General features: G+C 66.5%; 11 protein-coding genes. 1 reads left to right on the top strand and 10 read right to left on the bottom strand.

The features are described from left to right. Nucleotides 1-2: 2 nt before the first annotated feature. From QGN32_RS22325 to QGN32_RS22300, 6 genes are all read right to left on the bottom strand, one after another. Nucleotides 3-1430: a nitrate/nitrite transporter gene (locus QGN32_RS22325; protein WP_326546348.1), complete on the bottom strand. Its 1428-nt coding sequence runs from the start codon at nucleotides 1428-1430 to the stop codon at nucleotides 3-5. 145 nt (nucleotides 1431-1575) lie between these two features. Then, nucleotides 1576-2970: an HNH endonuclease signature motif containing protein gene (locus tag QGN32_RS22320; protein WP_326546347.1), complete on the bottom strand. Its 1395-nt coding sequence runs from the start codon at nucleotides 2968-2970 to the stop codon at nucleotides 1576-1578. A 40-nt stretch (nucleotides 2971-3010) separates the two neighbouring features. Beyond that, entirely contained in the window at nucleotides 3011-3757 is a 747-nt protein-coding gene (locus QGN32_RS22315) for an alpha/beta fold hydrolase (protein WP_326546346.1), read from the bottom strand. A gap of 9 nt (nucleotides 3758-3766) precedes the next feature. Then, nucleotides 3767-7054, bottom strand: a complete 3288-nt coding sequence (locus QGN32_RS22310; protein WP_442791749.1) for a helix-turn-helix transcriptional regulator — start codon at nucleotides 7052-7054, stop codon at nucleotides 3767-3769. A 117-nt stretch (nucleotides 7055-7171) separates the two neighbouring features. Next, nucleotides 7172-8719, bottom strand: a complete 1548-nt coding sequence (locus QGN32_RS22305; RefSeq protein ID WP_326546344.1) for a phospholipase D family protein — start codon at nucleotides 8717-8719, stop codon at nucleotides 7172-7174. A 94-nt stretch (nucleotides 8720-8813) separates the two neighbouring features. Continuing rightward, nucleotides 8814-10163 (bottom strand): TIGR01777 family oxidoreductase, encoded by a 1350-nt coding sequence (locus QGN32_RS22300; protein ID WP_326549206.1) that lies wholly within the window; start codon nucleotides 10161-10163, stop codon nucleotides 8814-8816. Nucleotides 10164-10259: 96 nt separating this feature from the next. Here QGN32_RS22300 and QGN32_RS22295 point away from each other — a divergent pair, with 96 nt between their 5' ends. Next, entirely contained in the window at nucleotides 10260-10928 is a 669-nt protein-coding gene (locus QGN32_RS22295) for a phosphoribosyltransferase (protein ID WP_326546343.1), read from the top strand. 17 nt (nucleotides 10929-10945) lie between these two features. On the opposite strand, the gene QGN32_RS22290 is transcribed toward QGN32_RS22295, so the two are convergent. From QGN32_RS22290 to QGN32_RS22275, 4 genes are all read right to left on the bottom strand, one after another. Beyond that, nucleotides 10946-11272, bottom strand: a complete 327-nt coding sequence (locus QGN32_RS22290; RefSeq protein WP_326546342.1) for a DUF308 domain-containing protein — start codon at nucleotides 11270-11272, stop codon at nucleotides 10946-10948. A 25-nt stretch (nucleotides 11273-11297) separates the two neighbouring features. Further along, a complete protein-coding gene (gene wag31, locus QGN32_RS22285) occupies nucleotides 11298-12104 on the bottom strand; it encodes a DivIVA-like cell division protein Wag31 (protein WP_326546341.1) in 807 nt (268 codons plus the stop codon). A 235-nt stretch (nucleotides 12105-12339) separates the two neighbouring features. Next, nucleotides 12340-12630 carry a YggT family protein gene (locus tag QGN32_RS22280; RefSeq protein ID WP_326546340.1) on the bottom strand — a complete coding sequence of 97 codons (291 nt, stop codon included), beginning with the start codon at nucleotides 12628-12630 and terminating at the stop codon, nucleotides 12340-12342. Nucleotides 12631-12732: 102 nt separating this feature from the next. Next, nucleotides 12733-13371 carry a cell division protein SepF gene (locus tag QGN32_RS22275; RefSeq protein WP_326546339.1) on the bottom strand — a complete coding sequence of 213 codons (639 nt, stop codon included), beginning with the start codon at nucleotides 13369-13371 and terminating at the stop codon, nucleotides 12733-12735. Between the last annotated feature and the right edge of the window lie 12 nt (nucleotides 13372-13383).

Raw genomic sequence — 13383 nt, 5'->3', positions numbered from 1 at the left:
CGTCAGGCCGGCACCCGTGCGGCGGCGCGATCGATCTGTTCGCCCGCACCGGCCCGCGAGGTCTGCATACGCAGGAACACGAACCAGGTGACGACCGCGCAGATCACGTAGAAGCCGAGGAACACCCAGAATGCGTTGGTCGCGGATTTGGTGTCGCTGACGTAGGACGCGCGCAGGACGACATTGATGAACACACCGCCGAGCGCGCCGACCGCACCGGCGAAGCCGATCAGCGCACCGGACATGCTGCGGGACCAGGCGGCCTTCTCTTCGCGGCTCCATTCGTCACGACCTTGGGCCTTGGCTTCGAAGATGGACGGGATCATCTTGTACGTCGAACCGTTCCCGAGGCCCGACAGGATGAACAGCAGGATGAAGCCGGTGACGTAGGCGGTAAGCTGCGCGCCGGTGGCCGCGCCTGCCATACCGTCGTCGAGGACACCCGCCGTCACCAGTATTCCGGCGGCGAAAATCATCGCGATGAACGTGTAGAGGGTGACCCTGCCGCCACCGACCTTGTCGGACAGCTTGCCGCCGAAGGGCCTTGCGATCGAGCCGAGCAACGGACCGATGAACGCGATCTGCGCGGCGTGCAGCGACGCCTGGGCCGTGCTGTCACCGCCGGCGAGAAAGTTGATCTGCAGTACCTGCCCGAACGCGAACGAGAAGCCGATGAAGGAGCCGAATGTGCCGATGTAGAGGAAGCTCATCACCCAGGAGTGCTTGAACCGCAACGCTTCTGCCATCGCACCGAGGTCCGACCGCTGGTTGCCGAGGTTGTCCATGAACAGCGCGGCACCCAGTGCGGCCAACGCGATCAGCACAAGGTAGATGGCGCAGACGATTTCGGGTGCGGTGTTGCTCAGGGCGGCGATCACCAGCAGGCCGACCAGCTGGATCACCGGTACGCCGATGTTGCCACCGCCGGCATTGAGGCCGAGCGCCCAGCCCTTGAGCCGCTGCGGGTAGAACGCGTTGATGTTTGTCATCGACGAGGCGAAGTTGCCGCCGCCGACACCCGCGACTGCCGCCACGATCATGAACGTGGTGTAGGAGGTGCCCGGGTTGTTCATCACCCACAGCGTCAGCACCGTCGGGATCAGCAGCAGTAGAGCGCTGACGATGGTCCAGTTGCGCCCGCCGAAGCGCGCCGGGGCGATGGTGTACGGGATGCGCATGAAGGCGCCGACCAGGGTGGGCATCGCGACCAGATAGAACTTGCCCGCAGCATCGATGCCGTAGACGTCCTGCGGCATGAACAGCACCATCACCGACCAGATCGACCACACCGAGAAGCCGACGTGCTCGGCGAAGATCGAGAAGATCAGGTTGCGCTTCGCGATGGCTTTACCGCCGGATTCCCACGCCTCGACGTCCTCGGCATCCCAGTTCTCGATGGTGCGGCTACGGCCCAGAGTCTTCACAGGCATCACGATCGCGGGTGGCCATTCCGCAGCGGTTGCAGGTCCGTGACCGAAAGGTCAACACCCGCTCACATGGCTTGCGCTGGGCCGTCCGGTCGCCGGAAACGTTTCCGAAACAATTGTGGCGTGGGTTACGTCTGCTGCCCCGCGATCAGAAGGGCGGGGGGTCCGCGGCATAGCGCGCGGCGTTGATGGCGCGTTCCCGTTCGATGCGGTACGCGCGATCTTGAGCGCGGGTGCGTTTTCGCTTCGGCATTGACGCACCCCGCCATTCACCCGGCGGTGGGCCGGCACTCAGGGTGAGGGCGCCGGTGGACGCCGCGAGTTGGGGGAACAACTGTGCGCTCAGCGGTTCGGTGACGTGGACACGGCCGCTGGGCGATGTGAAAACGATTGTGCCATCGGGTAACTGCTCTTCGCGCCAGCCATGGGGTCCGCAGTGGAAAGTCTTCATCAGGTGGTGAAAGCGGCAGTAACAGGCGTTGTTCGACGGATGCGTCGGCCCCGCCGGGTACGGCACCGTGTGGTCGATATCCGCTTTCCAGGCCGGCTTATCGCATCCGGGCCATCTGCACGTCAGATCGCGGCAGCGGACGAAGTCTGCCAACGCCGCCGACGGCCGATACTGGGGTTCGGCAAGCAAGTTCTTCGGGATGCTCAGGGGTTTGAGCTTGGCGGTCTCGGCCATCTCGCGCACCAGCGGTGCCGGTACCGGGCCGAGCCCTGCCACGTATCCCGGCGTGCTCTTCTCACCGCTCACCGTTGCTTCGTCGGCAAGCACGTGGATCACGACATCCGGTGTCGCAGCGGAGCGCTCTGCTGCGGTGCACCGTTGCGCTTCGCACTTGCATGCCATCCTGGATTCTCCGGCAACGAGCGCCATCAGGGCATCCGCACGGCGCTGCCGCGTGGTTCGTGGGTCGTCTCGGCAGACGGTGGCCGCAAGCTGGTTGAGCTTTTCGTCCAGCACGGTGCCGTCGGTCGCTCGGATGCTGCCCCAGATATCCGCCATCCCGTGTCGAGTGGGGGTGATCCCGATATGACGGTCATCGTCGCGCTCCTTGGCAACGCGCAGCGCGTCGGGATCGACATCGAGCACCATCCAGTCGACCAACTGGGCAATCTTGGCGTCAGACAATTTGTTCCACGATGGCGCTTTGTGTGCCACCATTTCGTCAATCGCGGCCATCACCTCGTCGTCGACGATCAACCCGACTCGATAGTCGATGGTCCTGATCACCCGAAAATCGACCTGTCCCGCGAGGAAGACTTCGCCCAGCCGAGGCATCCGCTCGATTAGCGTTTTGCCATAACCAATTAGCGAGGACGCGCGTCCTCGGCTCGTTCCGAGTTCGGCCGCGACTTCGGAGGCTATGACATCCCAGTCGTCGACGCACCAGCTTTCGTGGGTGTTGCCCATTGCGGCGAAGCGCCGCAACCCGAACCGGCCCGCAGCGAAGAACTTGCGGGCGACGGCGACACGTTCGGCTTGCTGCGCATCCCGCATCGCGTCGAGCAACTCCACGTCGCTGGCTGATTCGAACATGCTTTCGACCCTAGCGGACCGGGGTGACAAGACCAGTTCGTCAGCCGGCCGTCTCCCAGAATCGCGCGAGCACCTCGGCTGCCCACTGCGGATTCTGCACCATCCACCAGTGCCCCAGTCCCGCGAGCACTTCAGTGCGCGCTCCGGCGCGTTGCGCCGCCCGCCGGCGCATGTCCTCCGAACCGACGTAGGGATCCTCTGTGGCCAGAATGGACAGCCCCGGACGGGACGCCGCCGTCGGTAGGCCGCGTCCCGCTTCGGCGAGGACGGGCTGTGCAGCCGACCGGTACAGCTCGAGGACCGCTCGGCCCATGTCGGGTCCCTGCGCCTCGGCGAGCGATTTGCCGATTTCAGGAGGCAGGCCCAAGTCCGACATCTGGGCCGTCCGGTCTTCAACCGTGCCGCCCATCATCGTCTCGACCAGTTCTTCACCGGCTCCCGGCGTCTGCCACACTTGCGCGAGATCGTGCCAGATGTAGTCGGTGTCGAAGAGCCCGACGACGTCGCTGGCCCAGGTGCGGAGGAGGTCGGGCCGGTGCATCGCCACATTGACGACGTGACCGCCGCCCCAGTCGTGGCCGACCAGATCGACGGGTCCGTCGAAGCGCTCCAACTCGCGCTCGAGCCAGTCGCGATAGTCGAGGTAGGTCGCCGCGAAGCCGTCCGGTAGTGGAGCGCCGAATCCCGGCGGAGACAGTCGCACCACGTCATCGCGTCCCAGCGCGTCTACCAACGGGCCCCAGATCGCGTCGGTCTCCGGATTTCCGTGCACCAGAACGACTGTCATACGACGATATTAGGTATGCCGAGCGGCCTCCTGGGCCAGCTGTACCCGCGATGTCAGTCCCAACTTGGTGTAAACGTGTGTCAGATGCGTCTGCACGGTGCGATGCGATACGAACAGCTTCGCACCGATGTCTTTATTCCCCAGACCGTCGGCGACCAACCGGATGACGTCGAGCTCGGTCGGCGTCAACGAGGCCCAGCCGCTGGACGGCCGTTTACGCTCACCGCGGCCGCGCTTCGCGTAAGCAATCGCCTCGTCGGTGGACAGCGCGGCACCTTCGTCCGACAAGGCCTCGAAGTCGTTCTGGCCCAGAGCCTCGCCGAGAAGCGCGACCGACATCGCGTACGTTTCATCGTGCACTTGAAGCCTGACCAACCCCATCCGTTTCCGCATGGCATCGGCCGCGCCGAAGAACCGCGCCGCGTTACGGTGATCACCGGCCCTGCAGGCAAGCTCGCCAAGCACCTCGAAGGCGTCGGGCGCGATTTGATACGCCTCATGATCCGCCACACAGTCGAGCACCAGGTGAAGATCCTCGTCCGCCTGCGAGACATCGCCCTGCGCCATCGCAACGCGAGCACGAGTCACCAATGCCCTTGCGAGATGCCACCCCTTCATGACAGTTACGTCCGCGTCCGCCCACCTTCTCGCAGCCCTTAGATCGCCTCGGGCGAGTTCTAGCTCTGCCATTGGAATGACGTTCGTTATCGCCGTCTCGGGCTGAGCACTGATGCGCCGCCACGCGCATTCGCATGCTTCGGCGGCCGCCGTCAGGTCGCCCGCCGCAAGGGCCGCGAAAGCCAGGGGCGCGTACGCCCACGGTTCAAGAAACTGGCCCAGCGCCGACGCGGCTTCAATGGCCGCCTCGGCATGCCTTCGACCCGTTGCGGGATCACCGGTCCAGACATACGCGTGTGCGAGGCCGATGCGCGCAAGTAATGCGTGCATGACGTCTCCAGACAACTCGGACTCAGCGAGCAGTTCCCGCAATCGCGTTATACCGTCGTCTAGGTCACCGTGCTGGAAAGACGCCATCGCGGGACCCCAGTACCGGCACATTCGCGAGATGAATGTGTCTCCGACGGCCTCGGCCAGCGAGTGGCCTTCCTCGCCGGCGGCACGAGCCGAAATCGGATCACCCGCAAGTATTGAGATGTTGGCCTTCCAGCCGAGGATCTGGCAGAGCCGCCACCGATCGTCTAACCTCCGTGCCAAGCCCAGGGCTTCGTCGATGTACGGATAAGCCGCCTCGGCGTCGAACGCGGCTGCTCCCACACACGAGACCAGTACGCGGAGCAGCAGAGCCGGGTCGTCGAGATCCCTTGCCATGGTGAGGGCTTGGTCCAGTCGGCCGACGCCGGGGATATTGACGGTCCACGCGTCGAGCACCGTCTTGTCGGCCACTGCGCTGAGGTGGACCGCAACATCGGATATCTCATCGGACCGGATCTGATCGGTGAGCGCGTCGTTGAACCAGGACAATCCCTCTTGCACGCGACCGCGCATAAGCCACAGCGGTTGCAGGGAACATGCGAGCCGCAACGCGGCATCGAAGTCGTTTCGCTCCCGACTCCAGACGAACGCCGCACGGAGGTTGTCGATTTCAGCCTCTGCCTGCTCGATGAGACGTTGGTATTCGCCGCCTACCGGTGCACCGAGTCGAGCGGTCATCGAGGTGTAGTGGTCCCGGTGTCGAGTGCGGACGGCGTCGGCTTCCCCGGACTCGCTGAGCTTGTCCATCGCGTACTGGCGGACCGTCTCAAGCAGCCGGTATCTCGCTCTGCCACTGGTGCTTTCGGCCGACAACAGAGACTTGTCGACCAGGAGCGTGAGTATATCCAGCACCTGGAAGTGGGCCACGTCTCCGCCTGAAGCCACCGCCTGGGCGGCATCGAGGTCGAAGTCGCCGGCGAACGCTGCCAGTCGCCGGAAGACGACACGTTCGGGTTCGGTCAACATCTCGTGTGACCAGTCCACGGACGCTTTCAGGGTCTGCTGGCGTCGCACTGCTTTCCGCGAACCACCGGTCAACAACCGGAACCTGTCATGGAGGCCGTCGAGGATGTCCTGCACTGACAATGCGCGTACCCGAGCGGCTGCCAACTCGATCGCCAGCGGCATGCCGTCCAGCCGCCTGCAGATCTCGCTAACGACCGCCAACTCATCGTCCCCGAGGCTGAAATCTGACTGAGCGTGACGGGCACGGTCGACGAACAGCTCGATCGCTTCGTCCTCGATTGACAGGGACGCCACTCGCCATGTGAGTTCGCCCGCGACGCCGATTGGCTCGCGGCTGGTGGCCAGCAGGGTCAGGGCTGGACACCGCTCCAGCAGGGTGATGATCAGCTCCGCGCTCACGTCGAGTAGGTGTTCGCAGTTGTCCAGCACCGCGAGTCCCGGGCGCTCGCCGACGAACGTGACGATGCTCTCCATCGTCGAGCGACCCGGCTGGTCCGGCACCCCCAATGCGCGAATCACCGCTACGGGGACCAGATCTGAGTCGCTGAGCGGCGCCAAATCCACATACCAGACAGATCCCAGATCTGTGCCGCCAGCAATCTGCAGCGCCAGGCGCGTCTTGCCCACCCCGCCTGCACCGGTCAATGTCACCAGTCGGTTGCCGGCCAGCATGTCACGGATCTCGTCCATCTGCTTCTCGCGCCCGATGAATCGCGTCAGTTGCGCCGGGAGACTATGCCGTGCGGCTGCCTTGGCTGCGCGCAGCGGGGGAAACTCGTTGCAAAGGTCGGGATGGCACAGCTGCACGACGCGTTCAGGGCGCGGCAGGTCACGCAACGGATGCGAACCCAGGTCAACCAGCCAGGCATCGCCGGGCAGATAGTCCACGACCATGGACTCGGTCGCCCCCGACACCACCGTCTGCCCGCCGTGCGCCAGATCGCGCAGCCGCGCCGTGCGGTTGATCGTCGGGCCGACGTAGTTGCCCTCGTCGCGCAACTGGACCTCCCCGGTATGCACGCCGATGCGCAGCTGAATCGGGGCCAACGCCGCGCGCTGCAACGCCAGCGCGCACGCCACCGCATCGCTGGCCCGCGCGAAGGCCAACACGAAGCTGTCGCCTTCGCCCTGCTCCACCGGACGCACCCCGCTATGGGCGACGACAAGCTCGGCCAACGTCGCATCGAGCCGCCCGATCGCCGCGCGCATCTCGCCTGGCTGCGACTCCCACAACCGCGTCGACCCCTCGACGTCGGCCAAGAGCAGCGTCACCGTTCCCGTGGGCAGTCCATTCACGCCAAGCTCGCTTTGCTCAAGTGCGCCCATGTTAGCCAGCATGCGACCAGCGCGTACGGCAAAACATCAGCGCAAGCGCGTATATTCGGCCGCCTGTGCTGGACGACTACGACCTTCGATCGGTGATGTGACCTTCACAACCGGCGGAGTCGCCGATGTTCACGGCCGGCGCCCCAACAGCCGATCGCGATAAGACCGACCGTCCGGGTCGAAGATCATCCGGTATGCCGGTTCGGCCCAGAGCCGTGTCAGCGGATCGACTCGTTCGCTCTCGTGCGGCCGCAACCGTCCAGGCGGCCGCGGCCCTCGCCGCCCGGACTGATGCCATGCCTCCAAATCTTCTGCGCAGTCGACGATTTCGCCGACGGCGATAACGGGATCGGCCAGTCCCTGATCCTCGCTGCCGTCCTCGGCCCGGTCCAGGTGCTCGCGCAGGAGCCGCAACCGGAGGTCACGCGCGAACACGCCCTCGGAGTCGAGCACCGCGCACGACAGTTCGCTGTCGTGCGTCCAGGACCGCCGGTTGAAGTTGTCGCTGCCGACGCAGGCCCAGGTGTCGTCGATGACGCACACCTTCGAGTGCACGTAAACAGGTGTGCCGTCGTGGTTCTCGACATCGAACACGTGCACCCGATCCGGCGCGGCGCGGCGGCACGCGTCGAGCGCGAGCTGGCGTCCGACCAGCGTCGGTGGCCGGCCCAGCCCACCTTCGAGGTCGAAATAGCGGGGCACGACCGCCACCACGTGAAGATCTGCGTTCTCGGTCAGCGCGCCGACCAACAGGTTCGCGACCTCTTCCGACCACAGGTACTGGTCTTCGATGTAGATCAGGCTTCGTGCGCGCCGGATCGCCTTGCTGTAGCCGCGAGCGATGGTGCGCTCACCCTCCTTGGCGAACTCGTATTGAATCAAGGCGTCGCCGTAGGTTCGCAGCACCTGCACCGCATGCGATCCGCACGGCGGCGGATCGGGAGGCCGCTCGGGTAACGGAGGCCGCCGCGTCTCTGCCCCGCCGAACCTGTCGCGCAGCCACGCCAGCGGGTTGAACAGGTCCAGCGGCGCCCGGGCCGTCCAACGCTCCCGGAATGTGACGTCCAGCGCGCCGATGACCGGGCCGCGCACCTGCAGTTGCACGTCATGCCACGGCGGTCGCTCCCCGTACCGACTCGACATCTGCACCGCCTGCGGGTCGCCCCGATGCGAGGCGTCGTCTCGACGCGAGTGGCACAGATCGATGCCGCCGATGAACGCCACGTCGCGGTGCGGTTCGTCGGGATGACGGAGCAGAACGAGTCGCTGATGATGTGATCCGCCGACCAGCACCCGCTGGTCGAGCAACACTTCCCCGCCGGCGCGCTCGATCGTCTCGGCGAGGTGGCGGTTCTGCTCTTCGTTGAACTGCAAGCGGTTTGGATACGACCGCCACATCAATCCCTTGACGAGCACCCCGCGCTCGGCCGCCGCCCGGAACAGTTCGGCGACGGTCGGTCCGTCCTCGCGCAGCCTCTGATCGGCGTCGCCTCGCCAGTCGGCGAAGAACAGATGATCACCGGCGCCCAGCGCCTCCACCTCGGCGACGAGCCGATCGAAGTAGGCGGCCCCGTGAATCAGGGCCTCGGCCTGGTTGCCCTCACTCCACGCCGGCATTTCCCAATCCGGGTTGCCGCGTTCACCGGAGGTGAGGAACCATTCCGCCAGCACAGACACCCCGTGGGGTGCCCGTTCGCCGGTCAGACTACGCGCGAAACAACGGGGCCGTGGCGCGCTCGCTGACGCACGCGTTCGTGACCTGCGCAGCCCGTCAGGCGTGGCCGAGTTCGTGAGCAAGCGCGCCGTCGAGAAAAGGATGACGGAAGCGGTGGCCAAGCGACTGCAATTTCGCGGGCATCACCCGTTGGCTGGCCTCGGCAAGTTCGCGGGCGCCCTGCTGCCCCAGCAGTAGTCGCGGCCCGAAGGATGGCACCGGCACGATGGCAGGTCGCCTCAGTACCCGCGCCAAGGTTCTGGTGTAGTCGGCGTTGCGCACCGGATGTGGTGCCACCGCGTTGACGGGACCGGCCAACCGGTCGTCGTAGAGCGCGCGGTGGTAGACGTCGAGCAGATCATCGAGCGCGATCCACGCCAGCCACTGCCTGCCGCTGCCCAGTCGGCCACCCAGTCCGGCGACGAACAACGGCCGCATCAGCCGCAGGGTGCCGCCGCGCGCGGACTGCACGATCCCCGTCCGGACGGTCACCACCCGCACTCCCGACTCGGCGGCCGGCGAGGTCGCCGCCTCCCACTCCCCGCCGACGTCGGCGAGAAAACCGTCACCGGACGCGCTCTCCTCGGTCAACACCGCGTCGCCGCGGTCGAAGCCGTAGATGCCGACCGCCGAGGCGCTGACGAACACCCGCGGTCCGTCCGAGGCGTCCGCGGCGGCCTGGGCGAGCCGACGGGTCGGCTCGACGCGGCTGGCGCGGACCGCGTCCTTGTGCGCCTCGGTAAAACGCCCGGCAATCGACTCGCCGGCCAGGTGCACGACCGCGTCGACACCGGCCAGCAGGTCGGCATCCGGTCGGTCGGGATTCCATTGCCGTTCACCCGAACCGGTCGCCGCCCGCCGCACCAGCCGGATCACCCGATGCCCGCCGGTACTCAGAAACGCCGTCAACGCCGATCCGACCAGGCCCGAAGCGCCGGTGACCGCGATGGTGAGCGGTCGCAGGCCGGCGTCGGCGGCGTCTCGGTGCGCGGCCAGGTCGTCGGCCAGTTGACGATGGCGGTAGACGAACATCGGACGCAGCGCCGCCGCGGGCACCGGGGTTTCGACGCGGTCGTAGACCCGGGTGCCGCCCGGCGCCTCGCCGAACCCGTGGACATGGGTCCACCGGCCGACCACCCGCGGCGGCCAGGAGGCCGGACCCTGTGACGACAGCACGTCGACGAAGCGGCGCGGCGGGTCATAGCGCGCCGGATCGTGTCGGGCGACCCAGCGCAGGCCACCGGGCAGACCGAGCACCGCCCGCCCGTCGGCCAGCGACTCGGCCTCCGCGACGATCTGCATCGGTTGCCATGGCGGGACCAACCGCCGCATCGCCCCAGGCCGGGTGTGCCACGCGAACACCTCGTCGAGCGGGTGCTCGATGACGCTCTCGTATTCGATGCCCATATGTAGATATTCGCTGCCGTGGTGCCGACGGATTGCGCCCGGGTGGAAACGCACGGTCGTAGGCTGACAAGGTCCCGACGTCGAATCGAACTGTCCATGAGCGGATGGCGCGGGCTCGGCCGCCGAAATGCCAGGCGCGTGTATCAGGACCGCCGCGACGCCGGCGAGGTCCTGGCGAACGAGTTGACGTCCTTTTCCGGCCAGGCTCTGGTGGTCTTGGGTCTGGCGCGCGGCGGTGTGCCGGTCGCCCGGCGGGTCGCGCATGCACTGCATGCCCCGCTCGACGTGTTCCTGGTTCGCAAGCTCGGTGTGCCGCAGTGGGAGGAACTGGCCATGGGCGCGCTGGCCAGCGGCGGCGGCGTGGTGATCAACGACAACCTGGTGCGCAGCCTCGGCATCCGTGACTGCGCGATACAAGCCGCGATCGCGCGCGAGACCGACGAGTTGAACCGTCGTGAGCGGGCATACCGCGCTGGGCGCCCAGCCCCCGACCTCGCGGACAAGACCGTGATCCTGGTCGACGACGGGATCGCCACCGGCGCCAGCATGCTCGCCGCGGTGCGCGCCGTACGAGCCGATAATCCGGCGCGGGTAGTCGTCGCGGTCCCGGTCGGGCCTGCCTCGGCATGCCGCGATCTAGCCCAGGAAGCCGACGACGTGGTGTGCGCGGCCATGCCGCCGGGCTTCGAAGCCGTCGGACAGGTGTACGCCGACTTCCATCAGGTCACCGACGACGAAGTACGCGAACTGCTCGCAGGGCAATGACACGGGGCGCCAACGGTTTAGCGGCGATCCTCGCCGGAGTCCGCTTGTTCGACGACCGTCGTCTCCTCCTCCACGTCGGTGTCGCCCGCGTATTCGGGTTCCTCTGTGAGGGCCTCGTCCTCGGGATAGTCCTCGTAGTACTCCGGTTCCGCCTCGGCCTGCCCGTCTTGGGGAGCGCCGGCCTTGCGGGCCGAACGTTCCCGCACCGCGTCGACGATCAGAAGGATGACGCCGATCAGACTGGCGGCGATACAGATCCAGGCGATCAGCTCATTGCTGGTGACCACCGCCGTCACCAATGCGGCGAGGCCGATGACGGCGAGGACGAGCGCAACGATCAGCATTGATCAACCCTAGGTCAAGGTGAGGTCAGTTGTTTCCCCGGTTGAACTGATTGAACCCACCCCCGTCGTTTCCGGCGCTGGAGTCCACCGGCGCGGCCGAACCGCGCTGCCCCAACTCCTCGAGCTGAGACTCCAGGTAGGTCTTGAGCCGGGTGCGGTATTCGCGTTCGAAGGTGCGCAGCTGTTCGAGGCGGCCCTCCAACACCGTGCGCTGCTGGTTGATCGTGCCCATGATCTCGGAGTGCTTGCGCTCCGCATCGGCCTGCAGCGCGTCGGCCTTCTCCTGCGCCTGGCGCAGCTGCGCCTCGGACCGGGTCTGAGCGTCGGCCAGCATCGCGTCGGCGCGCTGGCGGGCATCGGTGACCGTAGCCTCGGCCGTCTGGCGCGCCTCGCTCACCATCGCGTCGGCCTGTGCGCGCGCGTCGGCCAGCAGCTTCTCCGACTCGGCTTTGGCGGTGCCGGTGAGCCGGTCCGCGGTGTCCTGGGCCAGGCTCAACACCTTGGCCGCCCGCAGCGCCTGGTCCTCGCTGGCCTGCGCGGACGGGGCCTCATAAGCGGGCTGCTGCTGGGCCGGCACCGGCTCCGGGGCCGGCTGCTCGTAGAGGGGGACGGCCTGCGTCGACTGACCGGCGCCACCGGACCCGCTGGAGCCCAACTCCTGCTCGAGTTCGGCGACACGCTGGCGCAGGTCGGTGTTCTCCTCGATGAGACGCGTCAGCTCGGTCTCCACCAGATCGAGGAACGCATCAACCTCGTCCTCGTTGTAGCCGCGCTTGCCGATGGGTGGCTTGCTGAACGCAACGTTGTGAACGTCGGCGGGTGTGAGCGGCATTGTCGCCCCCTTGAAGTCTGGACAGTCAACCGGTCTCAAAGTGTAGAGCCTGGGTGGAACGTAACTGGCGTCCATCCTGTCACACCAGCCGCGGCCGTTGCAGAAGAGGAAGAAATTAAGAACGAATTTCAAACATCTCCGGGCACGCGGGGGCGATTTCGCCGCTCAATTTCTCCCGGCAAAGCCCGGTTCGCATCTGGGCGCGAGCGCGGATTGCGCGCTTCGGGGACCGGTCTCAGGCCGCGGCGCCGAACGCGAGTTGCATGCCGATGAAGGCGACCAGCAGCAGCACCATGATCGACAGGTCGAACCGCACCGCGCCTATCGTGAGCTGGGGAATGAGGCGCCGAAGCAGTTTCACCGGCGGGTCGGTCACCGTCATGATGATCTCCAGGATCACGACGGTGAGGCCCTTGGGATGCCAGTCTCGGGAAAACGACCGGATGAACTCCACCACGACCCGCGCGATCAGCAGCAGCCAGAACACGAACAGGGCGAAGCCCAGGATTTCGAAGAAGAGCGACAACGCCGGCGGTCCTCACTACGGGCACGGTTGTGACATTCGATATAGACGCTCGAGGCCGCTCAAGCCCGAACGCGACGCCAGCCTACCCGTCCGCGCCGAGACCTATTGATATGAGTAGAAGCCGGCCTCGGCGATGCGGCGCCGCTCCTCGGCGGTGACGTCGACGTCCGCGGGCGACAGCAGGAACACCTTGGTGGCGACCTTGTCGAACGAACCCCGCAGCGCGAAGGCCAGCCCGGCGGCGAAGTCGACGAGGCGCTTGGCATCGGCGTTGTCCATCGACACCAGGTCCATGATCACCGGGGTGCCGTCACGGAAGCGCTCGCCGATCGTGCGGGCCTCGCTGTAATCCTTCGGCCGTAACGTGGTGATCTTCGACAACGGGCTGCCCGCCTCGAAAAGCTCTGCCATCCTGCGAGGGTCCATCGCCAGCGCGCCCCGGGTGGCGCCGCGCATCGGCGCGAATCGCGGTGCGGGGCGGTCGAATTCGCGCGGTGCGCGCAACCTGGGCTCGAATCGGTCCTCGTACCCGCGATACCCGGCGGGTGCATCGTCGTAGTCGCGGTCGTCGTAGCCTCCGCGGTGTGAGGAGCCGTAACCGTCCTCGTCGAAGCGGTCGTCGCGGCTACGGCGCGGGTAGCCACGGGCGACGCCGCGGTCGTCGTCCTCGTAGTACTCGTCGTCGTAGTCATCCATCGGGGCCATACCGAAGTAGGCCTTGACCTTGTGAAGTGTGCTCATCGCTCGACCCTT

The organism is Mycolicibacterium sp. ND9-15 (assembly GCF_035918395.1).
GTDB lineage: Bacteria > Actinomycetota > Actinomycetes > Mycobacteriales > Mycobacteriaceae > Mycobacterium.
This window is presented reverse-complemented; position numbering and strand designations above follow the sequence as displayed.